This is a genomic window from Desulfoscipio geothermicus DSM 3669 (genome assembly GCF_900115975.1).
Taxonomy (GTDB): domain Bacteria; phylum Bacillota; class Desulfotomaculia; order Desulfotomaculales; family Desulfallaceae; genus Desulfoscipio; species Desulfoscipio geothermicus.
The window spans coordinates 1-24564 of the sequence record NZ_FOYM01000006.1 but is presented as its reverse complement, the minus strand read 5'-3'; the positions used below and the strand labels follow the sequence as shown (position 1 = coordinate 24564).

Here is a 24564-nt window from a genome sequence, read left to right as displayed (position 1 = left end):
ATTCTCTCCTTTGACTAACTTGTGTATTGGCAATATATGTACTGGCAACGGGTGAGCGCCTGCCCTGTGCACGGTATTACATAAAGGATAAAATTAAAGACTCTCCAGGAAAGCCTGCAGCCGGGTGCGCTCCTGCCCGCCAACGTCAGCTCCTTCCAATTCCAACACCAGGGTATGTACACCGCCGGCCCGCAGGCGCTCGGCCGCCGGCACTGCGTCCCAGGCGTGGGGCTCGCAATATTTTCTGTTAACCAGTACGGCACCCGCGGCTTGCCGGTTGCGGGCCAGATTTACCAGGTAATGCATGCGTTCATTCCCCCCCCCGGTTGCGGCACGGGCAGGGCGGCATGGTCATATAGCGGGACACGATTTTTTCCAGCGGGGCGCCTGGTATTTCCGCCTCCGGCGCTGCCGCGAAGTGCCGAAAACCGGTGCAGGTATCATCAGCCACGACCCGGCCGCCCAGTTCTTCAATCATCTCGTAAAGGCTGTCGTTTTCCAGTACCGCGCCGCTTAACAGTACACGCTGCCGGTCCGGCTGTTCCCGGGCCTGGTTGCGCAGTGCGGGCATGGCTTCTTCCAGTGTCCCGGCGTATACATCCCGGGGCATTACCTGGCTCGCGCGCAGCAGGGCCGGTACAAGCGGGGAGGGCAGTTTGTCGCGCAAGCCATCCAGTTCCGTCGCCAGGCTGCGAATCCGTGAACACAATTCCAATGCCCGGTTCAGTTCTGCATCGCCAGGTTCGCTTCCCGCCAGTTGTCCCAACTGCAATAACAGGCTTTCTAATTCCGCCGCGTAGTATTTTTTTGCCCCCGGGGCGTTTAAAATTACCGGTACTATTACCGGAGTGGTATTGTTTTGTGTGGTCCCGGCCCATATTCCGCCGAGGCATTGCATGGTATCGCAGGTATGGGCAAAACCAACCCCGGCCAGGTCCTGGAAGCTGCCTGTATTAGACATGAACAGGCTGACCCGGGCCAGTGAGCAGCAGTACGCGGGCAGTTCAGCCGGGGTGCCCCGGGCGGACGGGGGAAGGATGCGCAGCGGCTCAAGACCTGCTGCCAGGACCAGTTCTTCAGGCCAGTAACTGCAGAAATAACCGAAAAATTTTCGTTCCGGATAGCGTTCCGCCCGCCGCGTGCCCTTTAGGGCGGCCTCTTCGATCAGTAAAGCAATTTTTTCATTTTTTTCAACTAACTGAATATCATGTTTGGTCAATTCAGGTTACCTCCATTGCATACCTACAGGAACTTTTAATTTATGTATTCCCGGAATCCCGCTCCCGAAAAGCCCTTAGACCTATCTCCACGCCCGGCGCAGGTCTGTTTATTATTTTTAAAAGATTCGGAAAATAAATCACAGATCCCTACATTGCCCAAACAGCGCAATATCAAAACACTGGCCTAAAAGCGGTCCACCATAGCGGTGGCCGCTACTGCATGGCAATTAGTTCAGCGTAGTCACCGGGGTCAAATTCCCGGTCGTAATCAATATTCCCGAATACATCCGGGAATTGCTTTTGCATATGTAACAGCAGGGGTATCATTAGTTGCTTTAAGCCACCGGGGGAAGAGGTCCGGGTTGTGGACTCCAACAGTTCCCGCCACTGGTCAATGGTATACCGGTAAACTACCCTGGTTTTGGCGGCCCCGGCAGTTATTTCCGTGGGAAATTTAAACCGGTTGTCACCTGTGAATACCCGCTGGGTGGATACCGGCAAAGGTACCTCCATATTTTTACCGTAAACTGCAATGGCTATAATCTCTTGGTTGTTGTGTTCTTGCGACCGGCCATCGGTTGAGCCGGTTTCCTCCACCAGCAGCAAAGGGCGATCACTCAAGTATAGTCACCTCGCACTATACAGTTTTTTGTGCAACAGATAAGAGATTGGTACATTTCAACCGGTTATTTTAAAATCGTTGAAATCTTTTGCCGGTACATTATTCGTCACTTCCACGCCGGTAACATGTGCGCTGGGGGAACCCTGATGGCACCAGGCGATTATTTTCTCCACAGCCTCCGCGGGGCCTGCAAAAACAGCTTCCACCCTGCCGTCGGGCAGGTTGCGCACCCAGCCTTTTACCCCCAGTTTTTCGGCTTCGCGTCTGGTATAATCCCGGAAGTAAACTCCCTGGACGATACCGGAAATATAAACATGTTTCTCGACCATCATTTATTCCCACCACCTTATGCGACTAAATATTTCGACTTGCCGGCCCGGCCTTTTTGGTAAAGCGTTTTTATATGTCATCTTTGACAGCCGGGTTAGTAATGATGATATATCTTATCTTTTTGTTATGCAATATTAAACAATTAAAAAGTTAGGTAAAGCAGGATTTTTATTATAGAGCATATCAGTATGCGCATGGCGGCCTGGGTAAGGGCTTTGCGCAGGGGGGAGGAAGCTATGAAAGCAAGGGGCTGGGTGTAAGTTTTAACAATTATTTAATTAACTAACAAGCAATACGAAAATGGGGGATAAAGTTTGCAACGCGAAGTTAAGTTGCGTTTTATGTGTAATATTAATCCTGAACTAGCCATAGAGCCTGATCCAATTTGAGTCAGGCTTTTATGTAAAATTTGATTTCACTGCGAAAAGTCTAAATTTAAGCGATTATTGTCTATATATAGTTATGAGTAAACTTTTGACGGTTATATATTGTAGTTGATTTATAGAAAATAGGGTTTTTGCAGCAAAATCAAATTTAAATTAACAATTTCGTAAAAAAATTGTGAAAAATTGTTGACAGGTTAACATTGGTTTTTTAAAATTATCTTAATAATCAAATTTGTTACGCATCCCACTAGATGAAACGATAGAGGGTGAATGCATTTGACCGAAGTACGAGCGGTGAAAAGGGCTTTTGAAATATTAGAGGTGCTTTGCAAAGAAAAAGAACCGCAAAGCCTTGCTTCTTTGCATAAGACTTTGGGTTTATCTAAAACAACCCTGGCAAGAATACTGAATACACTTGAAAAAGGGGGGTATGTGGAAAGGGACAGTAGCTTACAAAAATATGCACTCGGAATGAAATTTCTTCATTATAGCTACGCGGTTTCTGAACGATTAACCGTTAAGCAGGTGGCAGCGCCTATTTTAAGAAGAATTCGGGATAGTTGTATGGAAACCGTTTATATTTACTTTTTACATAACAACCAGAGGATATGCATCGATTGCCTACAAGGTAAAAGTGCGGTTAGAGTGATGGTCTATTTAGGACAAGAATCACCATTGTATGCGGGTGCATCTGGAAAGGCAATATTGGCATATTTCTCGAAAGAAGAACTTGAAAAGTATTTTAACGAAGTTGAATTAAAGCCTCTTACCCCGAATACAATTATTAATCGAGATTTATTGGAGCAAGATTTAAAACTGATACGCCAGCGTGGTTATGCTACAAGTATAGGAGAAAAGGTTTCTGGCGTGATTTCCGTTAGCGCTCCAATTTGGGACAAGGATGGTAAGGTAACTTCAACGCTTTCCATTGCCGCACCTATGGATCGCCAGTCAGAAATAGAAAATTTTATTCAATTAGTTAAGGAAGGTGCAGCTGAAATTTCCTCTTATCATAAGGTTTTCAAATTTTAGAATTAACTCAATTTTTTTTTATAAGCAATTAATGGTATGCGTTTCACGTAATGGTATATTTTACTGTAAGTTCATTAAGTGTAACTTTTGTATCCATTTTGGCTGGATACATTTTTACAAGGGTAAAGGACGAAAAGGGGGATAAAATTGGAACGGGAAACAAGACTGGTTCAGGGTAACCAGGCGATAGCAGAAGGGGCAATATACGCCGGAGCCAGGTTTTATGCCGGCTACCCAATAACACCCTCCTCCGAGATAGCAGAGGAATGTTCAAAATTGCTTCCCAAAGTGGGGGGTGTTTACATGCAGATGGAAGATGAAATAGCCAGCATAGCAGCAATGGTGGGAGCGTCGCTGGCCGGAGCCAAATCTTTTACCGCTACTAGTGGTCCAGGATTTTCGCTTATGCAGGAAAACCTGGGCTTGGCGGTAATGGGTGAAGTTCCCTGTGTAATAATTAATGTGCAGCGTGCCGGCCCAAGCACCGGACTGGCTACCAAGCCTGCACAGTCTGATGTTATGCAGGTGAGATGGGGACGCCATGGCGACCAGAGTATCATTGCCCTCTCACCGGCCACAGTAGAAGAGTGCTTTACCTTAACAGTGAAGGCGTTCAATTTTGCTGAAAAGTACCGTGTGCCGGTAGTACTGGCTGCGGATGAAATAGTTGCTCACATGCGTGAAAACCTTAGCTACCCGGCCCCGGGAGAATTAGAAATAGTGGATAGGAAAAAACCATCTGTCTCGCCGGAAGAGTATAAACCATTTTTACCGGAAGATGATGATATCGCCCCGTTGGCAGCCTACGGAAGCGAGTATGTATTTCACGTAACCAGTTCCATGCATGGCTATGATGGTTACAGCAACAATAATCCCGCTAATGCTGAGTGGCGGGTGGCGCAGCTGCACCGTAAAATAGAACGTTATCGCGACGAAATAGTTATGACCAAGACTTTTGACACCGAAGACATGGATATTTTGCTTATTGCCTTTGGTGCCACCACCCGTGCAGCCAGGGCAGCGGCCCTACAGGCCCGGGAAATGGGTATCAAGGCCGGAGTACTGCAGCTTCTAACTATCTGGCCCTTCCCTGACAAAGAAATAGCGGCCTTGGGCCCAAGAATCAAGACCGTTGTAGTACCGGAAATGAATTACAGCGGTCAGGTGGCGGGTGAAGTGCAACGGGTTTTGGGCCCCAATATTGAAATAAGGCGGGTTAATAGATATAACGGCACAATAATCACTCCGAAGGATATATTAAAAGTTATAAACAAGGAATGACTTAAGAAAGAGGTGTTAACGTGACACATGCAACAGGCTTGAAATACTTGAAGAATGGCTGCCTACCGCTGATGTGGTGTCCCGGCTGTGGTCACGGGATAACGCTGGGCAACATGCTACGCGCATTTGAAGAGTTGGATTTTACAAATGAAAATACCGTAGTGGTTACAGGGATAGGCTGTTGGGGGAAAGCCGATGATTACCTGGTAACCAATGCCCTACATACTACCCATGGAAGGGCGTTAGCTTTTGCCACCGGCGTAAAAGCATACAACCCTAAATTAAACGTAGTAGTTTTAATGGGTGACGGCGACGGCGTAACCATAGGCGGCAATCATTTTATTCATGCCGCGAGGAGAAACATAGACCTCACCGCTATAATAGTTAACAACTACAATTATGGTATGACAGGCGGGCAGGTTTCCGCCACAACCCCGTCTGACAGGCGTACAAGCACAACTGTATACGGCAACCCCGAGAGAGAACTGGATGTCTGTGCACTGGCTGAAGCTGCTGGGGCCAATTACGTAGCTCGGGGTACAGTATATCACGGCTGGGACCTGAAAAACCTGATTAAAGAAGGCCTAAGCAAAAAAGGATTTTCCTTGGTAGAGGTAGTAAGCCCATGTCCCACTCATTTTGGCCGCAACAACAACATGAAAGTAGCCGTTAAAATGCTTAACTGGCTTAAAGAAAAAGGTGTAACTAAAGAAAAATATGCCCAACTGACTGATTCACAAAAAGATGGATACTTTATAATTGGCAAATTGGTTGATCGGGATGCTCCTGACTATAATACCAGATATGAAGAAATCAGGGCTAGGGCAATGGGTTCTTAAAGGGAAGGTGAATCAAATGAAAGATAAATACGAAATCATCATGGCTGGCTCAGGTGGCCAGGGATTGGTATCATGCGGCATTATACTGGCTGAAGCAGCAATTATAGAAGGCCAGAACGCGGTTCAGACTCAATCATATGGTATAGCCAGTAGGGGTGGGTTTTCCAAATCCGAAGTCGTTATCAGTAGAAATGAAATAATTTTTCAACAAGTGCAGGAACCGGATGTAGTACTGGCCCTTACGGAACAGGCTATGGAAATGTATGCCACTATTGAATCCAAAATACCGGTGTTTTATGATACCACCCTCTTGAAAACCCGTGTGGGAGATAATCTTTATGGTTATCCATTCACCGAGCTTGCCAGTAAACTGGGGCATGTGGGTACCGCCAACATCATCGCCCTGGGCGCCATGGTCACAAAAACTGACATGGTACAAATAGAAAGCCTGGCCCAGGCTTTAAAAAGGAGATTTTCCGGGAAAGTAGCTGAGATGAATATAAAAGCATTAAATACCGGTGTTAAGTTGGTAAAGAACAATAATTAGTGAGCCAGAAAGGAGACCGCCATGAAAAACGGAAAATCTACCACCGCTTCATGTAAAGCAGCTTGTCCGGCGGGCGTGGATGTGCCCCGCTATATAAGGTATATAAGAGCAGGAAAATTCACAGAGGCATTAGCCGTAATACGCGAAAAAATACCGTTTCCCGCAGTTTGCGGTTATGCTTGCATACACCCCTGCGAATCAAAATGCGCCAGGGTGCAATATGATGAACCGGTAGCTATCAGGTTGCTCAAACGGGCAGCACAGGAATACGGACAGGTGAACGAAGCAGATATTGCTAAAGCACCGGCAACAGGGAAAAAAGTCGCCATAGTGGGTGCCGGCCCCTGCGGCTTAACAGCCGCTTATTACCTGGCTCGGAATGGACACGAAGTTAAAATTTTTGAGGCCTTGCCTGCAGCAGGCGGCATGATGCGGTATGGTATTCCCGAGTACAGGCTGCCTAATGACGTGCTGGACAAGGAAATATCGTTGATTACCCGTCAGGGTGTAGAAATAGTCAACAATACCAAAATAACCGGCCAGGAAGAGTTGTTTAATAAAGGTTATGACGTTGTGCTGTTTACTGTGGGTGCTTGGCAGGGAACAAGAATGAGCATCGAAGGAGAAGAAAGCACTCGTGTATTGAACGGCATTTCCTTCTTAAAAGATGTTAACTCGGGAAATAACCCGGCCATAGGCAAAAAAGTAGTTGTAGTGGGTGGCGGAAACACAGCGGTAGATGCTGCGCGGGCCGCGGTACGACTCGGATCGGAAGTCACCATGGTATACCGCCGCACCAGGGCCGAAATGCCGGCCGGCCCCGAAGAAATATCAGATGCGCTTGAAGAAGGCGTAAGAATTGAATATTTAACTGCTCCGGTCAAGATAACAGAAAAAAGTATAACCTGTATTAAAATGACTCTCGGCCCTACAGACAGCAGTGGCAGGCCAGCTCCCGTGCCGGTTGAAGGAAGCGAGTATATCATCGAATGTAATAATGTAATCCTGGCCGTGGGGCAAAAAGTGGATGCGCAAACATTGAGCCTGGAAGCCAATGATAACGGCACTATAAAAGTAGACAGAAATACCCTGGCAACTTCCAGACAAAGTATTTTTGCCGCCGGCGATGCTGTGACCGGACCGTCTTCCATAATTGAAGCCATTGCTCAGGGTAGACAGGTAAGCTCCTCCATAGATAAATTTTTAGGTGGCTCTGGCATAATTGACCTGCCGGCTGAAAAGGCAGAGCAAGGTGAAATGCAAGAAGAAAGCCCCCGGGGTACATTGCGTGTACAGGCAAAATATATACCTGTAGACCAGCGCCTTAACGGCTTCAACTTGATAGAACTCGGGTACGATAAACAAGCGGCCATGGCCGAAGCCCAACGCTGTTTGGCCTGTGACCGCCGCGAATTTAAGACTGAAGTTAACTTTACGATCTGCAAGGGATGCCAGTACTGTAAAGAAGTATGCACCTTGGATGTGTTTGAAATATCTGATACCTTCAATCCTCAGGGTTACAAGCCCTCTGTAGCCGCAAGAACGGAAAACTGCATTGGCTGCCTGAAATGCCTTTACGTATGTCCTGATTTTGCTATTAGTATGCAGAATATTTGTCAGACAACTTAGCTTAAAGCAAATATGCTAACCCAAACCTGGTAAAATATAATTTTTCAATTAAGAAGGGAATGATTATTAGCTTTATGGACGTTCCCGGGTTATATTTAATTTACCAAAGCTTTTCTCAGCCGGTAGTTAAAAATATAGAAGAAGAAGTAGTACAACAACTGAAAAAAATTGAAATAGACCAATTAATACATAAGGATCAAAAAGTAGCTATAACTGCCGGTAGCAGGGGCATTAAAAATATTGCTAAAATTTTGAAGGTTGTTGTAAAAGAGTTTAAAGATTTAGGCGCTAAGCCTTTTATTGTGCCGGCCATGGGAAGTCATGGTGGTGGTACTGCTGAAGGACAAACTGAAGTTTTAGATAGTTTAGGTATAAATGAAGAAGCTGTTGGCGCTCCCATAATATCTGATACGGAAGTAGTAGAACTAGGACGGACCGAAAAAGGTGCCGCAGTTTATATGGATAAAAACGCATTTAATGCCGATGCGATCTTTGTTATTAATAGGGTAAAACCTCATACGAAATTTAAAGCAAGGATCGAAAGCGGCTTAATGAAAATGATAGCTATCGGTCTTGGCAAACAAAAAGGGTGTACTGAATTACATTCCTTTGGCTTATATCCTGAAATAGTTTATGCTGCCCGCATTGCACTAGAGAAGGCCCCGATAAAAGCCGGATTGGGTATAGTGGAAAATGCATTAAAACAGACTGCAAAAATTGCAGCAGTTAGGAAAGAAAAAATGGAAGAAGTAGATGCTGAGCTATTAGTTCTGGCAAAGGATTTAATGCCATCTCTCCCTGCTGAACATATCGATCTGCTAATAGTTGATGAGATGGGTAAAAATATCAGCGGCAGTGGAATTGATGTTAATGTAATTGGCAGGGTGACCAGCCCTGCGTCCAGTGAGGAGAAGCCTCGCGTGGAAAATATAGTGGCCCTGGATTTGTCCGACGCTTCACACGGCAACGCCTTAGGTATGGGACTTGCTGACGTGATTACGCGCCGCTTTGCCGATAAAATTAATTTTCAGGCCACCTACGCCAATGTAATTGCCGCAGGCTCCCTTAGCAGAGGAAAGATGCCGCTGGTGATGGAAAACGACCTGGACGCCATAACGGTTGGTTTAAATGCCGTCCAGGGGAAGAATCTCCGGGATATCAAAATCATGTTTATTAATAATACCATGCAGCTGTCCAAGTTAATGGTATCCCAAGCATTATTAAATAACTTGCCGAAAAATAAGGATTTTAAGATTCTGGATGAAGTAAATCTGGAATTTGATAACCAAGGGAATTTAATCAGGAAAGGTTGGTGGTAAGTCCAAGATAAATTCAGGTTTGCAAGCGGATTTTCAATGTTGGATGTGACAACTGAATAAAAATTCTTGAAATGGAGGTTCGAAATAAAAAAGCTGATTCATTTGTTGTTGATACTGAGTTTCTAAAAACCGGTTTTGTCCCAATTATGCAACTATAGGAACAATTCAAAATAATGTGTGCCTTAAGACTCCCGTACAGCCCGCAACCTGGCTAAAGATCTTCCCGCCTGTAAGTGAAAATATGAAGGAGGTGATTAAGGCTTAAACATTAGCTTACATTAAATTTAAACTTAATTATATTAATCATAGAAGGGAGCGAAATTTAAATGAGGTTGAACAAGGCAAAATGTATCATATTATTAATGTCGTTACTTATCGCTAGTTTATTTCTCTTTGGATGCCAGTCTTCAAAGGCTACAGAGGATGGACAAGCTACGCAAGAAGAACCCATTATTATAAAACTTGCTCATGTTTGTTCAATAGAGCATCCATATCAATATGCCTCTTTGAAATTCAAGGAGCTTATGGAGGAAAAAAGTAATGGCAGAGTAAAAGTAAAAATATACCCAGCTATGCAACTTGGAGGGGAACGAGATATAGCGGAAGGTATGCAAGCGGGATCCATCGATATGAATCTCTTAACGCTAGGAGTAGGAGCAAGTTTTATTCCAGAACTTAATGCTTTTGCACTACCTTTTCTCTTTAAAGGGTCAGAGCATTATCAGAAAGTTATGTATGGAGATATCGGTAAAGAATTTTTAGAGAAGGTTGACATGAAGTATGGTTTTAAGACATTGCATTTTGGCGCTAGTATCTTTAGAGAACCCTTTAATAATGTTCGCCCTATAGAAAAACCTGAAGATTTTAAGGGTCTTAAGATTCGTCTTATGGAAGTACCTCTTCATATGGATAGCTATAAAGCTATGGGTGCAAATCCAACACCTATTGCCTATTCAGAACTATACACGGCCCTTCAACTGGGAACTGTAGATGGTGCTGAAAATGCAATAGGAACTATATATGCTGATAAGTTATATGAGAATGCAAAATATATTACCAGGATGCCCGTTGTTGCCAACGGTGTTATATGGCTATATTCAGCAAATAACTGGGAAAAACTGCCTCAAGATATTCAGGAACTAATCATCGAGGTTATGCCAGAAGTGGTTTCAGTATTAGATAAAGAATACTTGAAACTTGAAGATATTGGAATAGAGGAAATGAAAAAAGCAGGTATCCAGTTTAATAAACCTGAAGATTTTGAACCTTTTATTAAATGTGTAAAACCCGTTTGGGATAAATATCTTGCTGAACAACCGGATTGGGTTAAGGACCTTATTCCTAAAATTCAGACAGTTGATTAAAATAAAAAGGAAAATTACACGAGATTGGAGTGCTCTTGCACTCCAATCTATAACCTTTTTAAATTACAAACAGTATGTTAAAAATATATTCCTTCACTTTATGCGTAAGTTGTTAATTTTTGATCAAGGAGCTATTTTTAATGGACAGGAATAAGTTAACAAAATTAATAAAAATTATAGATAAATATGTACAAAATTTTGCAAAAGGAATGTGTATATTTACTCTTGGGGTAATAGTTTTATTAGTAGGTATTCAGGTAGTCAGTCGTTATATTTTTAGTTACTCTTTTTTTTGGATAGAGGAATTGGTAAGGTATTTATGTGTTTACTTTGCTTTTGTTGGGGGTAGTCTTGCGCTCCGTCGAAATGAACTTGTTGGTGTGAGTTTATTTATTGATGCGGTTCCTAAGGTTGTACAGAGACCTTTAAGGATATTGGGAAAATTTTTAATTGTTGTTTTTCTTGTGGTGGTAATAGTATATAGTTTTGATCTTATCTATCTTGTTACTAGCAGAAATCAATTAAGTCCTGCTTTAAGAATCCCAATGGGTTTAGCATATGGAGCAATCCCCATGGGCGTAATCTTGATGTTCTTTTTTGTTATAAGTTCTTGGTTTCTTGAGAAAGAAGTTTAATCATAAGGAGGATTATTTTGATAGTTATATGGATATTTATATTTTTACTAATAATTGGTGTGCCAATAGTATTTGTACTTGGTCTTACTTCTTTTTCGTATATATCTATTTCTGATGCTTCTTCACTTATGATTCCTCAAAGAATGTTTGTGGGCCTTGATTCGTTTGTATTAATGGCCATTCCGTTTTTTGTTCTAACTGGCGGTATTATGAATGCAGGGGGCCTCACGACTCGGATTGTTAATTTTTGTAGAATGATCGTTGGTTATATAAGGGGAGGGTTTGCTCTTGTTAATGTAATGGCAAGTATGCTGTTTGCAGGAATTTCCGGGTCAGCAACCGCGGATACTTCGGCTATTGGAAGTGTTCTTATTCCGGCGATGAAAAAAGATGGATATGATAAAGATTTTTCTGCTGCAGTTACCGCGGCTTCCTCTTGTGTGGGGCCGATAATACCACCGAGCATAGTAATGGTAATATACGGAATAGTTGCCGGACAATCAATTGGGGCACTTTTCTTAGGAGGATTAATACCAGGAATATTATTAGGGTTGAGCCAGATGGGACTTTGTTATTATTATGCTGTTAAAAGGAACTATCCTAAATTAGAAGCCCGTATATCTTTTAAAAATATTTTTAAAAGTTTTTTTGATGCAATAGCTGCTTTAATTGCTCCTATAATTATCTTAGGTGGAATTCTATCTGGAATATTTACACCAACCGAAGCTGGTGCCATTGCTGTTATTTATGCTTTTATAATTGGTTTTTTTGTATATAAAGAGCTAAAATTAAAAGATTTGCCACGCATTATGATTGAGACAGCGACTACTACAGCGGCAGCCTTAATGATAGTAAGCACAGGTGCTTTGTTTGGGTGGGTTTTAACTTATGAGCAAATCCCGCAAATGATGAGTGAATTAATACTTAGTATTTCTTCTAATAAATACGTTATTTTACTTTTAATAAATATAATATTACTTTTTGTTGGAATGTTTATGGAAACTATTGCCAGTATTCTTATTTTAACTCCAATCTTTCTTCCTATAGCTAATGCGGCAGGAATCGATCCAATACATCTTGGAGTAATAATGGTGTTAAACCTAATAATTGGACTTACTACGCCACCTGTAGGAGTCTGCTTATTTATAGCTTGTAAGATAGCTAATACAACTTTTGAAAGATTAGTTAAGGCAGTATTACCTTTTGTGGCAGTGTCCATTGTTGTTTTATTAATAGTTACTTATTTCCCCGGGACTGTTTTATATATGGCTAATATATTTAGATAATAAAATAAGAACATCTATTTTTCTAAACTAATTATTTTAAAGGAGGTATTGTTATAATGTCTATTGATGTTGAAAGAAAGAGATTTCGTGAAGCTTGTTTGAAAAAGTTGCGCCAGCCAAAACTAACCACGGAGCGCGTTGTTTTAGTTACTGAAGTCCACAAGGAGAGCGAAGGTCTTCCAACTATAATGCGTAGAGCTTTAATGCTTAAAAAAATTCTTAGTAAAATGACTATATATATTAAAGACTATGAACTAATTGTGGGAGGGCTTGGGCCTGAACCCTTTTCAGCCCCAATTTATCCAGAATTTTCCTGGCAATGGGTACTCGAACAACTTGATGATTTCAATAGGCGTGACGGTGATCGCTTTAATGTATGTAAAGAAGACAAAAAAATTCTGTCTGACCTTCTTCCTTATTGGAGGGGCAAAGCAGTTGAAGATGTGGCTCTTGCAGCAATGCCAGAGGAAGTAAAAGCCGCCAGAGAAGCTAAGCTTATTGCTTTTGAAAACATGCTAACGGGCGGAATTGGACACTACTTGCCGAACTATGAAAAGGTCTTGCGTAAGGGTCTACGCAATATTTTGGCTGAGATTGATGAAAAACAAAAAAAACTTGACCTAACTAACCCAGAGGAATTTGACCAATATGTATTTTACAAAGCTGTAAAAATATCATGTGAAGCCGTTATCTATTTTGCAAAGCGCTATGCTGATTTGGCTGAGAGCCAGATGTCATCATGTTCTACAAAGAGGAAAGCGGCCTTGGAGGAAATTGTTCGAGTATGTAAAAGAGTACCCGCTGAACCTGCTCAAACTTTTCATGAAGCTTTGCAATCTTTATGGTTTATACATCTAATTTGTTATATTAACCAAAATGGCTTAGCTGTAACTCTTGGAAGAATGGACCAGTACCTATACCCCTATTACAAAACTGATATAGAAAAGGGGGTTATGGATAAGGAAAAGGTTCTTTCCCTATTAGAATCCTTCTGGATTAAGTGTAATGAAATTATTAAGCTATATAATAATACGGCTGCATCCTATTATGGAGGTTTTCCTATCACGCAGGCTCCGCAAGTAGGTGGTTTTACACCTGAGGGTAGGGATGCCACAAATGAGCTTTCTGAACTAATCCTAGAGGTTGAGGAGAGAGTTAAGCTACCCCAACCCGATATTGGTGTCTTGTACACTAAAGAAATGAGTAACGACTTTCTTGCTAAGGCATGTTCTCTTATTCCGCATACAATGAAACCGAAAATATTTAATGCTCATATCGGTCTTGATATTTTATTAAGCCTTGGTATACCGTTGCAGGATGCGCGTAATTATGCTTTTGTCGGTTGTGTAGAAAGTTCTGTCCCTGGTAAAACATGGGGGTGGCACAATGCTGGCTTGATCAATTTTGGCAAATGTGTTGAATTAGCAATGAACGATGGAATAGATATGAAATCTGGTCAGAGGCTAGGGCCACCTACAGGTAATTTTGAAAGTTTTGGTACATTTGATGATTTTTTATATGCTTATCGTACGCAGGTTGCTTCAGCTGTTCGCCTTTTAGTAACAGCTTTACATGTCGTGGAAGATGCCCATCGTAAGGTTCTCCCCCTTCCCTTTGAAAGTGTTTTAATTGATGATTGTTTAGAAAAAGGGCAGGAATTAAATTCGGGTGGCGCGTGTTATAATTTTACGGGTATTCAGGGTATTGGATTAGCTACTGCGGCAGACTCTTTAGCGGCTATTAATAGCCATATTTTTGAACACAAGCGTTTAAAACCTTCCGAACTTCTTAATGCAGTTAAGAGTAACTTTGTAGGCAAAGAAAATATTAGGTTGCTTCTTTTAAATGATTCTCCCAAGTATGGTAATGATAACGACCAGGTAGACAGCCTGGCCCGTCTTATATCTCAGCATTACTGTGAAGAAGTATTTCGTTACCAAAACCGTCGGGGTGGAAAGTTTATCCCGGGGTTATTCTCTATATCAGCCCATGTCCCATTTGGTCAAGGGGTAGTAACAGCCGACGGACGGAAATGTAATGACCCACTTTCAGATGCTTGTTCACCTGCTCAAGGCCGTATTAGGAGAGGGCCAACAGCAGTAGCTCGCTCAGTAGCAAAACTAGATCATGTGCAGGTGGCTAATGGTACACTTCTTAATGTCAAGTTTCCAGTGTCTACCTTAAAAGGCGAGGAAAAAATTATAAAGCTAGCTAGCTATGTTCGTACTTTTATGGAACTTGGTGGGTTTCACATCCAAGTAAATGTAGTTAATGTTGAATTGCTGCGGGAAGCACAAAAGTACCCGGAAAAGTATCCCGACCTAATGGTACGGGTAGCTGCTTATGTGGCTTTATTCACCCAGTTAAGCAAGGAAATGCAAGATGAAATTATAGCCCGCAGCGAACTTGAGATATAGCTCCAAGTAGTGAGTTGTGGATATAGATATACAGGTTGTGTCCACTTCTGGATAAAATTTACTTTGGTAATTATTATCTTACGAGGAGTGAGTACGAAATTATAGCTATGAAGGGACTTATTCACAGTATTCAACACTATAGCATTCAAGATGGCCCTGGCATTAGAAGCACTATTTTTTTTAAGGGTTGCCCACTACGTTGTCTTTGGTGTGCAAATCCTGATACTCAGAAGTTTTTTCCTGAACTTACCTTTGATCCCTTTTTGTGCCCTCCGGAATGTAAAGAATGTCTAAAAGTATGTTCCTTGAAAGCATTGTTTTTAAATGAAAAAGGCAGTGTGGATTTTTGCAAAGAAAAATGCAATTTATGTGAACAGTGTCTACAAGCCTGTTATTCAAAGGCATTAAAAAAGGTGGGCACGTACATGGGAGTAGAACAAATTTTAGAAGAAGTTGAAAGAGAGAGACCATTTTACGAAACTTCCGGCGGAGGAGTTACCATTTCCGGAGGAGAGCCTCTTATGCAAGGGGATTTTTTGATTGAATTGATAAAGAGTCTTAAAGAAAAAAACATAAATGTTGCTTTGGATACAAGTGGTTATGGCCCTTGGTCTTTGCTTAAGGAACTGGCTAATCAAGTAGATTGGTTTTTGTATGATATAAAACACATGGATTCTATTAAACATAAAGACCTAACAGGTCAAGATAACAAACTAATATTGGAAAATCTAAAGAATTTAATTAAATTAAATTCTAATGTGGTAATTAGATTTCCGTTGATACCTGGCTACAACGATGAACCATTAAATCTTGTTAGTTTAGGGGAATTCATAAAGAATAAGTCATTTTTAAGATTGGAGATTCTTCCTTATCATCGTCTAGGTGCGAGCAAATATAAACTTTTTGGTCTTATCTTTCCTCTTTCTCATCTATCCCCTCCTTCACGAGAGAGAATGCAGGAATTAGAAAGATGGTTTCGAAGAATGGGAGTGGCTTGTAAGGTAGTATGGTAATTATTTTATGAAATTATGAAAAAAATTTTAATGTAAAATAAAGGAATAAAAAGGCGGAGGAATATTTATGAAAGACCATAATGATCAAACTTTAAAAAGTAATAGAATAAAGTATTCTAATCTACCGTCTGTAGCAGCTTTTCCTGGTAAATACATTCAGGGGCCTGGAAGCTTAAAATGGGCAGCTGATTTTTTGGGAGGCTTAGGAGATGAATTTTTAATCTGCAGTGGAAAAAGAGCATGGGCTGCTGTTGAAACTACTCTTACAAGATCTTTTAAAGATTCTGGAATAGGATGGATTAAGGAATTTTTTACAAAAGAATGCACGCAGCGAGAAATTGAGTGTTTAGTTAGCTTAGGGCGGAAAAACAAGGTTAAAGCGGTAATAGGAGTTGGTGGTGGGAAAGTCATTGATACAGCCAAAGTAGTAGCACAATACTTGGATAAACCAGTTGTAATAATACCCACAGTAGCTTCAACTGATGCTCCTACGAGTGCACTTTCCGTAATATATACTGATAAAGGAGAATTTAGCCATTACGAATTTTTCAATCGTAATCCTGATATCGTCTTGGTAGATACCGAGGTTATAGCTAAATCACCAATACGCTTTTTCGTGTCTGGAATGGGGGGGGCTATAGGAGTTAGCTATGAAGCGGAGGCCTGTTACAAGTCGGAAGCCAAGACGATATCCGGTGGACGTCCGTCTTTATTAGCCATTCAATGTGCTAAGATGGCTCGAGAAACTCTCCTGGAATACGGGGGCATAGCTAAATTATCTGCAGAAAACGGAGTATGGGGTTTTGCTTTTGAAAGATGTGTGGAAGCTAATTTGTTATTAAGTGGTATCGGTTTTGAGAGCGGTGGGCTCGCTGTGGCTCATAGTATTTACCACGGATACAGGAGCCTTGGCAAAAAGGATGGCCTCCATGGAGAAGTAGTGGCATTTGGTACATTAGTACAAATGCTATTAGAAGGCCGGTCTAAAAAAGAAATTAAACAAATAGTTGGTTTTTTTAAAGACGTAGGTTTACCTTGTACGCTTAGTCAATTAGGTATGGATTATAATGATCGAACTGAGATTAACAAGTTGGCTAATATCGCTTGGGAGCAAGGAACAGCATCCAACATGTTTTTTGATATTGAACCTGTCCAGATAAGTGATGCCATTATCTTAGCTGATCGTATAGGTTGTGACTCTATAAAATTCTGTTAAAGTAACTATTGCATTTTTTTATCCTGGGCTCATTATGGGAGTGAACTTGAGTTTGGCCATGGTACAGAATAAAGATTCGATAATACCTTTCTTTACCTGTATGAACAGGACGGCTGGCGCCGGTAAAAGGGCGCAAGCATAAGTGTTTTAGGGAAGTAATGAAAAATTGGTCGCAAATGCAGTAAGTATTTCGCGGCAGTGGTAGAGTTATGACAATAAGTAATTAACTGTAATTGGTTGCCAAAATTATAAAGAGGTGTACATAAATGACCAAAAAGGTGTTATTAACAGAGGCCATTCATGAAGAAGGGATGAACATTATCCGGGAGGCCGCGGAACTGGAGATTGCCGCCGACCCGGGAGAAGAAACGGTTATCAAGGCTATTGCTGATGCTGATGCATTGATCGTGCGCAGCAGTAAAGTGACATCTGCAATCATAGAAGCGGGGAAAAAGCTAAAAGTAATTGGCAGACATGGTATGGGTTTGGACAATATTGACCTGAAAGCAGCCGACCAGTATGGCGTGGCGGTGGTCAATACGCCGGATGCCAACGTGTTATCGGTGGCCGAACACGTTCTGGCCACCATGCTTTACCTGTGCAAGCGTTTAAAAGAAGTAGACAATGCTCTGCGAACGGGCGAGTTCGACCGGCCCGGTTCCCTGCCCGGCTTGGTTACCAAACTGGGTTACACAACTCAGGAGCTGTACGGCAAAACGCTCGGACTGGTTGGTGTGGGGAAAATAGCTCGCCGTATTGCTGAGATTTGCACCAAGGGTTTTGATATGCAGGTTTGCGGTTACGATGCGTACCTGGCGCCTGACGTTATCCAACAGGCCGGGGTGGAACCCTGTGGATCTCTAGAAGAGGTGTTTGAAAAAGCGGATTTTATTTCCGTACACGTGCCGCTTACTCCGGGGACCAGAGGTCTGATCGGGAAAAAACAGTTGGACCTGATGAAACCGACCGCGTTTCTGATTAATTCGGCCCGGGGTGGCGTAGTAAATGAAGATGATCTTTACCAGGCGCTAAAGGAAAAGTCTATTGCCGGGGCCGCAGTGGACGTTTTTGCGCAGGAGCCACCCGGCAAGAACCATCCCTTATTTACGCTGGATAATGTTGTCGTGACGCCGCATATCGCGGCCATGACCGACGGGGCGCTAGTGCGCATGGCCCGGGACGTGGCGGAGGGTGTGGTGTCCGTTTTACGCGGGGAGCGACCAAAATATCTGGTTAATCCCCGAATTTGGAAGATATGAGATGATTTTCTATTTAAGCTCTGACCAACATGAGATTGTAAAGAGCAAAAGAAAAAATATTAAGGGTGGTAAAAATGGGGTGCGACCGGACGGCAGGGTCGGCGTCCGCAATCATGTGTTATTTACTTCCGGTTTAGGATGTGCCCTGATGTGTCGGAAATGATAGCTCGCCATGTTCCCGGAGCCGTATATTTAGCCAATCAATATGGCTGCGGTCAGATAGAAAAAATCTGGATCAAACTTTCCGCACCTTGGCCGGATTGGGACGCAAGCCTAATGTAGGCTCTGTTTTAGTTGTGGGATTGGGGGGTAAAACATTAAAGCCGGAACTGCTGGCGGATCAAATAGCCGCTTCCGTAAAACCAACGGGAAAGATCATCATTCAGGAGCCCGGGGGAATTTCGGCAACAATATCAAAAGGTAACCATAGTAAACAATTTGATGAAACAGGTGGCGGAAACAAAGCCTGATTTTTACCCGGTGGATCAAATAATTCTTGGATTGGAATGCGGCGCTTCTAATACTACTTCGGGTCTGGCCGCCAACCCGTCGTTGGGAATGCCGCCGACTGGTCCGGGCGCGGGGCAGGGTAAATTGGTACGTAAGATACGGTCTATTTTTTTTGTGGACGGGCATTATGTTGTACAGCGGAGCCGATCAGTCCACCTGGTTTAGTGCGCTCATCCAAAACGGACCGTTTTTAACCCTAATTGTTTTTGTTCTCTTGATGATTCCGCTGCGGTTTTATGGTGCCCTTGCCGAGGACGTGAAGCGGGCCGGAGAAATTGTTGGTCAAGGTGCTCGACATTGCTTCGGGTTCTTAACCAAGACGTAAACGATCAAAATAAATAATCCGCTTGAGCTATATTTAGAGGGACCATGTTTATAAGGGGGTATATTGCTGATGAGTATCACGGGAAATATTTTGCGGGTTAATTTATCAACTAAAACCACAGCGCTTGAACGGCCCGGTGAAAATTTTTATCGACAGTATTTTGGCGGAAGGGGCCTCATTATACATTACTTATTAAAGGAATTGGCTCTGGGAATAGATCCCTTGGGACCGGAAAACAAATTAATTTTTGCCGGCGGACCTCTTACCGGGGCGCCCCTGCCGGGGACGGGGCGAAGCAGTGTAGGTGCCAAGTCCCCGTTGACGGGAGCCTACGGGGATAGCGAGGCCGGCGGCTTCTGGGGTGCCGAATTAAACAAGGCGGGTTTTGACGCCGTGATTATTGAAGGAAAATCGGACTCCCCCGTCTATTTATGGATTAAGAACGGCCAGGCGGAAATTCGGGACGCCGGGCACATTTGGGGGAAAAAGACCGCAGCAGCGCAGGATATGATCAAGGAAGAGCTCGGGGACAATAAAATAAGAATAGCTCAAATAGGTATAGCGGGAGAAAATTTAGTCCGTTACGCGAATATTGCCCATGATCTTACCCATTTTGCCGGTCGAACCGGAATGGGGGCAGTGATGGGTTCAAAGAACTTGAAGGCTGTCGCCGTGCGCGGCACCCAAAAGACAGCGCTGGCCGACCCTGAAACCGTAAAAGAACTTGCTCAGTGGATGGGCCAAAATGTTAATAAAGTCTCCCACTTGCACGATTTAGGCACGGCTTGTTTTGTAACCATGCTTAATGAACTCGGTGCTTTGCCGACACGTAATTTTACCAGCGGCACTTTTGATGGCGCTCAACAAATATCCGGCGAGACAATCAGGGATACCATTTACGTAAAAAGTGAATCCTGCTATTCTTGTCCTGTACGCTGTAAACGCGTAGTAAAGGTTTTAGAACCATATAACGTTGATCCGGTTTATGGAGGGCCGGAGTATGAAAGCATTGCTTCACTTGGTTCTCTGCTGGGAATTGATAATTTAGCCGCTGTGGCCAAAGGAAATGAATTATGCAATAGTTATGGACTCGATACCATTTCCACAGGAGTTTCCATTGCTTTTGCCATGGAATGTTATGAAAAGGGGATATTAACCGGGGAAGATACCGGAGGAATTGAACTTAAGTTTGGCAATGCCGAAGCGATGTTGGAGATGATTGAGCAAATAGCCCACCGGCGTGACTTTGGAAAAATATTAAGTGAAGGTGTGAAAAGGGCATCGGAGATAATTGGCCGTAATTCCGCCGAATTTGCCATGCATATCAAGGGCCAGGAAATCCCGATGCACGAACCGAGGCTCAAACAGGGGCTGGGGGTCGGTTATATGGTATCCCCCACCGGGGCGGACCATTGCCACAATATCCACGATACGTATTTTAATGTGACTGCCGATATGATCAAACCCTTGGGGTTGTTAAACCCCATCCCGCTGCAGAATATTGGGGAAGAAAAAATGAGGCTGTTAGCCTATTTTGGAAACTGGATCCACCTTGGCAACTGCACCTTATGCTGTATGTTCGTGCCGTGGAGTTACAGGCAAGTGGTTCAAATGGTGGAAGCGGTTACCGGGTGGACAACCAGTCTCTGGGAACTATTAAAGGTTGGAGAAAGGGCGGCCACCCTTTGCCGTGTTTTTAACATCAGGGAAGGGTTCACCAAAAACGATGATATGATCAAGAGCCGGTGGTTTGAACATTCTTTTGCGGAGGGGCCCTTGAAAGGAGTCAAATTCTCCAAAGAAGAGTTAGAACAAGCCCGGGCCAATTATTACAGAATTATGGGATGGGATGAAGACGGGGTTCCCACCCAGGGTAAATTAATGGATTTGGGGATAGGTTGGGCTGAGAAGTATATTGGTTGGAGAAGAGGATGAGCTTGCAAAAACAAAAATTATTCCGCTCTTATAAAGCAACCGGAACGCGACCATTAGCGAAGGCTCGAATAAGCATCTCATTGAACTTATTTAGCATGTTTTTTATTCGAGGAGAAAAAAGAATTTTGTGTTCTCAATGGGAAACCTTTTGCCGGGGAAAACGCTTCTTAAAATGTTAATTCCATATCCTAAAACAAGAAAGGTCTATATAACATGAAAATGAACAAAAAAGTGCTCGCTTTGTTGAGCACGGGTCATGCCATTACCGACATTACCCAGGGAGCAATCCCTATGATGCTGACTTTTTTACAGCCCGCTTTTGTACTCAGCCAGCTGCAAGTGGGCATTGTGATGCTGGCTTTTAACTTAAGTTCTTCCGTTATCCAGCCAATTTTCGGCATTTTTAGCGACCGGTTTCGGGCCGCCTGGCTGGTCCCCCTGGGCTGTTTACTGGCCGGATTGGGTATGGCTTTCACCGGTTACAGTCCCAACTATATGATTTTATTAATAGCGGCACTGGTCAGCGGGCTGGGCGTGGCCGCCTACCACCCCGAAGGCTCGAAATTCGCCCGTTTTGCTAGCGGGTCACGAAAAGCTTCCGGAATGGCCCTGTTTTCAGTTGGCGGCAATATCGGCTTTGCGGCAGGCCCCGTGTTGGCCAGCTTTTTATTTGGTTTGGCGGGTTTAAGAGGGTCCATAGGTTTTTTGGGGTTAAACGGGGCCATGGCCCTGTTGCTCTGGATCTACCTTTCTAACATCATGGGTACCCAGCCGGGTATTTCAGGGTCGGCCCCCGGAAATAGAGAACAATCTTCCGCTAGAACAGGTAATTTGAATATTGGGAAAGTAATTGTACCGGTGATACTGCTGGTACTGGTGGTAACCATGCGTTCCTGGGTGCACTTCGGAATGGTCACCTTTTTACCGCAATATTTTGTTCATTACCTGCAGCGAAGCGAGGTATATGCCGCTACTCTCACCTCGGTATTTCTTTTTGCCGGCGCTTTTGGGACCATAGTAGGGGGTCCGGCCGCGGACCGCTGGGGCTTCAAAAATGTAATCATCGGATCCACGGCCATGCTGTTGCCTTTATTGTTTTTATTTGTAAGGATTGGCGGCATCTGGACAACCGTAATAGTGGCCCTGGCCGGATTTCTCATAGTCTCCACCTTTGCCGTAACAGTGGTTTTCGGACAGGAACTCCTGCCCAATAATGTGGGCCTGGCTTCAGGGTTAATGTTAGGTTTCGCCGTCGGTATGGGCGGGGTGGGAACTACTTTATTAGGCTGGGTGGCTGATCAATGGGGACTCCCGGCAGCATTTCAAGTGATGATAATTTTCCCGGTGATCGGTTTACTGCTGGCCCTCTTCCTGCCGGGTCAAAAAGAACTGGCCCGCAACCAGGAGAGCAGGACGATAAATTAATAGTGGAGATTCGAAAGGTACTAAAACCCATATTGCGTATTGGTTCCTCCTCGGCACGTACTTAAGTAAAAAACAGTAGTTATGCAGTTTCAGGATAATACTCCTAATTCCATAACTTAAAGTCCAAAGAAGTTGGCCACAATTTATCGATCAGACTTGTAATGCGCTAGGTTGTCATGTCAAAATACACTTGGATTAGCTGGTTGCAACAGCGGATCCGACAACCGGCGTTAAAAAGTACCAAATAACTTCGCAGAGGGAGAGAGCTTGTTCAGCGCCTTCTTTATTGCACTCCCAGGTAGCATAGCAAAGAAGGGTCTTCGCCGTAAACAAGAGTTCCACATGTGCGAAATAAGCTACTTCAGACCGAGCATAGCAGGATGTTAAACCAAGATTCTGCTTGACTGACCGGTAAAAAACTTCTATTCTCCACTGCTTGGCATAGGTTCTTAAGGTTTTGACAGAAACCGGCTGAAGGTGCTTTGTGAAATCATACGGCCCGAAAGCAACTGCTGTAAAAACGGAGCATCCGATGAAAACTTTGCATTTTGGATCGCAGAACTTGCATTATCAACCAATCCGCATATGTAGGTAAAAGCCAGAAGCCATGCGGGAATACCAGAGTGCTTACGGATTCCGGTTTGGGAGAACAAGAGGGGCAGATCGAACAAATCCTAGATTGTTTTGAGTACCGGTATCCCGGCCCCTCGACCGTGATCCTTCTTCTCGAAGGCTGGTTTGCATAATTCCTTCATTTGTATAACCCATATTTGCCAAAGTAATGACAAAAATGCCATCTTTATATTTTTTGAGTTGTGTATTTTGGGATTAATTTGCACTAACTGCATAACTCCTATTATAATAATGATTATAGAATTAAACTTCAATCTGGAAAGTAACAACCAATAATTACCTTAACCAGCAAAATACTGCAAGAAAAAACCAAAATCGCCTGGAAATTCGGTTTAATTTGCGAATGTCAAGAAAAAAGTGGCTCTTCCGCACTTTTGGTGCCGATAGCAAATATTTATTGATTGTACCTTCATCAATATTTTTAAGCTGGAACAATCCTCTTGGCAAAAAACAAAGGCATGTATATATCATTTATGACTTCACCAAGGTGAAAGGCCAATTTAAATTCCAAACCAAGGTGGACCCCATTGTCAAGACATATTTTTTTAAAATTCAAGATACAAACAAGTGTTTTTAATTAGTTAATTACGGCAATATATCAAGAGGAATTATAATATTCAAGTTTCATATTTGCCACATATTAACAATTTAGCCATTAGTGCCGACCCAAGGTTTTGGCCGCTTGCGAAGCCCTTTACATGGAGTGCGGCCTGTGTTAGCCTGTTTGGGCGGGAGGCCCAAGCACAGCGCGGCCTCCCCGCCGGCCTCCCGGAAACACAGGCCGAGAGGCTCCATGTAAAGGGCGGCCAAAACCTCATTGAAACTGATAGACCTCCGCCGGCGTCCGGTAATCCAGGGACTGGTGCGGGCGCCGGTGGTTATAAAAATCGAGGTAATCACCCACCCTTTGGCGAGCTTGCCGTGGACTTGTATATTCGTTCAGGTACACCTCCTCATACTTCAGGCTCCGCCAGAGACGCTCGGTGAAAATATTATCAATGGCCCTACCCTTACCATCCATGCTAATTTTAATTCCGGCATCTTGGAGCAACTGGATGTACTGAGGGCTGGTAAATTGACTTCCTTGGTCGCTATTTAAGATGACCGGCGTGGATTGCATCAATGCTTGCTTAACAGCTTTTAAAACAAAATCGATCTCCAAAGTCTGATCCATAGCCCAACTAACTACATAACGGGAATACCAGTCTATCACGGCTACCAAGTACATCCACCCCCGGGTGAGCCTGAGTGGGATAAATGCACCACGCCTTACTCAATTACTTGAGTAGGTTTTGGTGCATTCTCCCCCGAACCGTACGTACATGTTTCCATGTATACGGC

21 protein-coding genes and 1 pseudogene are annotated in these 24564 nt (G+C 43.4%); 17 read left to right on the top strand and 5 right to left on the bottom strand.

Annotated elements, in window-relative coordinates; all coding sequences use genetic code 11:
* Positions 1 to 93 precede the first annotated feature (93 nt).
* The 4 genes from BM299_RS20310 to BM299_RS04825 form a co-directional block, all read right to left on the bottom strand.
* On the bottom strand, positions 94 to 306 hold the full coding sequence (locus BM299_RS20310) for a 2-hydroxyacyl-CoA dehydratase family protein (RefSeq protein ID WP_342741312.1): 213 nt from the start codon (positions 304 to 306) through the stop codon (positions 94 to 96).
* A gap of 4 nt (positions 307 to 310) precedes the next feature.
* On the bottom strand, positions 311 to 1219 hold the full coding sequence (locus BM299_RS04835; protein ID WP_342741311.1) for a 2-hydroxyacyl-CoA dehydratase family protein: 909 nt from the start codon (positions 1217 to 1219) through the stop codon (positions 311 to 313).
* A 214-nt stretch (positions 1220 to 1433) separates the two neighbouring features.
* The gene (locus BM299_RS04830; protein WP_092482337.1) at positions 1434 to 1841 is read right to left on the bottom strand and encodes a hypothetical protein; all 408 of its coding nucleotides are present in this window, start codon (positions 1839 to 1841) and stop codon (positions 1434 to 1436) included.
* A gap of 57 nt (positions 1842 to 1898) precedes the next feature.
* Positions 1899 to 2174 carry an acylphosphatase gene (locus BM299_RS04825; protein WP_245779652.1) on the bottom strand — a complete coding sequence of 92 codons (276 nt, stop codon included), beginning with the start codon at positions 2172 to 2174 and terminating at the stop codon, positions 1899 to 1901.
* Positions 2175 to 2834: 660 nt separating this feature from the next.
* Here BM299_RS04825 and BM299_RS04820 point away from each other — a divergent pair.
* The 17 genes from BM299_RS04820 (at position 2835) to BM299_RS04740 (ending at position 22590) form a co-directional block, all read left to right on the top strand.
* Complete coding sequence (locus BM299_RS04820; protein WP_165608187.1) at positions 2835 to 3590, top strand: IclR family transcriptional regulator; 756 nt, start codon at positions 2835 to 2837, stop codon at positions 3588 to 3590.
* A 147-nt stretch (positions 3591 to 3737) separates the two neighbouring features.
* On the top strand, positions 3738 to 4871 hold the full coding sequence (locus BM299_RS04815; protein ID WP_281246355.1) for a 2-oxoacid:acceptor oxidoreductase subunit alpha: 1134 nt from the start codon (positions 3738 to 3740) through the stop codon (positions 4869 to 4871).
* 20 nt (positions 4872 to 4891) lie between these two features.
* Positions 4892 to 5710 (top strand): thiamine pyrophosphate-dependent enzyme, encoded by an 819-nt coding sequence (locus BM299_RS04810; protein ID WP_245779651.1) that lies wholly within the window; start codon positions 4892 to 4894, stop codon positions 5708 to 5710.
* Positions 5711 to 5726: 16 nt separating this feature from the next.
* Entirely contained in the window at positions 5727 to 6257 is a 531-nt protein-coding gene (locus BM299_RS04805) for a 2-oxoacid:acceptor oxidoreductase family protein (RefSeq protein ID WP_165608186.1), read from the top strand.
* Positions 6258 to 6278: 21 nt separating this feature from the next.
* Positions 6279 to 7886 carry an FAD-dependent oxidoreductase gene (locus tag BM299_RS04800; RefSeq protein WP_092482333.1) on the top strand — a complete coding sequence of 536 codons (1608 nt, stop codon included), beginning with the start codon at positions 6279 to 6281 and terminating at the stop codon, positions 7884 to 7886.
* 59 nt (positions 7887 to 7945) lie between these two features.
* Entirely contained in the window at positions 7946 to 9205 is a 1260-nt protein-coding gene (locus BM299_RS04795) for a nickel pincer cofactor-dependent isomerase, group 22 (protein ID WP_092482332.1), read from the top strand.
* Positions 9206 to 9531: 326 nt separating this feature from the next.
* Positions 9532 to 10569, top strand: coding sequence for a TRAP transporter substrate-binding protein (locus BM299_RS04790; RefSeq protein WP_092482331.1), 1038 nt, complete (start codon positions 9532 to 9534; stop codon positions 10567 to 10569).
* Between the two features lie 140 nt (positions 10570 to 10709).
* Positions 10710 to 11204, top strand: coding sequence for a TRAP transporter small permease (locus BM299_RS04785; protein ID WP_092482330.1), 495 nt, complete (start codon positions 10710 to 10712; stop codon positions 11202 to 11204).
* Positions 11205 to 11221: 17 nt separating this feature from the next.
* Positions 11222 to 12490, top strand: a complete 1269-nt coding sequence (locus BM299_RS04780) for a TRAP transporter large permease (RefSeq protein ID WP_245779650.1) — start codon at positions 11222 to 11224, stop codon at positions 12488 to 12490.
* A 56-nt stretch (positions 12491 to 12546) separates the two neighbouring features.
* Positions 12547 to 14907, top strand: a complete 2361-nt coding sequence (locus tag BM299_RS04775; RefSeq protein ID WP_092482328.1) for a glycyl radical protein — start codon at positions 12547 to 12549, stop codon at positions 14905 to 14907.
* A gap of 107 nt (positions 14908 to 15014) precedes the next feature.
* Positions 15015 to 15920, top strand: a complete 906-nt coding sequence (locus BM299_RS04770) for a glycyl-radical enzyme activating protein (RefSeq protein ID WP_092482327.1) — start codon at positions 15015 to 15017, stop codon at positions 15918 to 15920.
* Positions 15921 to 15987: 67 nt separating this feature from the next.
* Positions 15988 to 17136, top strand: a complete 1149-nt coding sequence (locus BM299_RS04765; protein WP_092482326.1) for a glycerol dehydrogenase — start codon at positions 15988 to 15990, stop codon at positions 17134 to 17136.
* A gap of 266 nt (positions 17137 to 17402) precedes the next feature.
* Positions 17403 to 18395: a hydroxyacid dehydrogenase gene (locus BM299_RS04760; protein ID WP_092482325.1), complete on the top strand. Its 993-nt coding sequence runs from the start codon at positions 17403 to 17405 to the stop codon at positions 18393 to 18395.
* 188 nt (positions 18396 to 18583) lie between these two features.
* Positions 18584 to 18865 (top strand): UxaA family hydrolase, encoded by a 282-nt coding sequence (locus BM299_RS20405; RefSeq protein WP_092482324.1) that lies wholly within the window; start codon positions 18584 to 18586, stop codon positions 18863 to 18865.
* On the top strand, positions 18846 to 19070 hold the full coding sequence (locus BM299_RS04750) for a UxaA family hydrolase (protein ID WP_165608184.1): 225 nt from the start codon (positions 18846 to 18848) through the stop codon (positions 19068 to 19070). Before BM299_RS20405 ends, BM299_RS04750 begins: the two co-directional genes overlap by 20 nt.
* Positions 19071 to 19299: 229 nt before the next feature.
* Positions 19300 to 21165, top strand: coding sequence for an aldehyde ferredoxin oxidoreductase family protein (locus BM299_RS04745; protein ID WP_092482322.1), 1866 nt, complete (start codon positions 19300 to 19302; stop codon positions 21163 to 21165).
* Positions 21166 to 21378: 213 nt separating this feature from the next.
* On the top strand, positions 21379 to 22590 hold the full coding sequence (locus BM299_RS04740; RefSeq protein ID WP_092482321.1) for an MFS transporter: 1212 nt from the start codon (positions 21379 to 21381) through the stop codon (positions 22588 to 22590).
* Positions 22591 to 24037: 1447 nt separating this feature from the next.
* On the opposite strand, the pseudogene BM299_RS04725 reads toward BM299_RS04740, so the two are convergent.
* Positions 24038 to 24472, bottom strand: a pseudogene (locus BM299_RS04725) (IS3 family transposase); the annotation flags it as partial.
* Positions 24473 to 24564: the final 92 nt, after the last annotated feature.

Coding starts and splice junctions, on each gene's coding strand:
- BM299_RS04825 (WP_245779652.1), bottom strand. CDS start 2,174: ATGATGGTCGAGAAACATGTTTATATTTCCGGTATCGTCCAGGGAGTT.
- BM299_RS04775 (WP_092482328.1), top strand. CDS start 12,547: ATGTCTATTGATGTTGAAAGAAAGAGATTTCGTGAAGCTTGTTTGAAA.
- BM299_RS04785 (WP_092482330.1), top strand. CDS start 10,710: ATGGACAGGAATAAGTTAACAAAATTAATAAAAATTATAGATAAATAT.
- BM299_RS04795 (WP_092482332.1), top strand. CDS start 7,946: ATGATTATTAGCTTTATGGACGTTCCCGGGTTATATTTAATTTACCAA.
- BM299_RS20310 (WP_342741312.1), bottom strand. CDS start 306: ATGCATTACCTGGTAAATCTGGCCCGCAACCGGCAAGCCGCGGGTGCC.
- BM299_RS04770 (WP_092482327.1), top strand. CDS start 15,015: ATGAAGGGACTTATTCACAGTATTCAACACTATAGCATTCAAGATGGC.
- BM299_RS04790 (WP_092482331.1), top strand. CDS start 9,532: ATGAGGTTGAACAAGGCAAAATGTATCATATTATTAATGTCGTTACTT.
- BM299_RS04805 (WP_165608186.1), top strand. CDS start 5,727: ATGAAAGATAAATACGAAATCATCATGGCTGGCTCAGGTGGCCAGGGA.
- BM299_RS04745 (WP_092482322.1), top strand. CDS start 19,300: ATGAGTATCACGGGAAATATTTTGCGGGTTAATTTATCAACTAAAACC.
- BM299_RS04740 (WP_092482321.1), top strand. CDS start 21,379: ATGAAAATGAACAAAAAAGTGCTCGCTTTGTTGAGCACGGGTCATGCC.
- BM299_RS04800 (WP_092482333.1), top strand. CDS start 6,279: ATGAAAAACGGAAAATCTACCACCGCTTCATGTAAAGCAGCTTGTCCG.
- BM299_RS04765 (WP_092482326.1), top strand. CDS start 15,988: ATGAAAGACCATAATGATCAAACTTTAAAAAGTAATAGAATAAAGTAT.
- BM299_RS04760 (WP_092482325.1), top strand. CDS start 17,403: ATGACCAAAAAGGTGTTATTAACAGAGGCCATTCATGAAGAAGGGATG.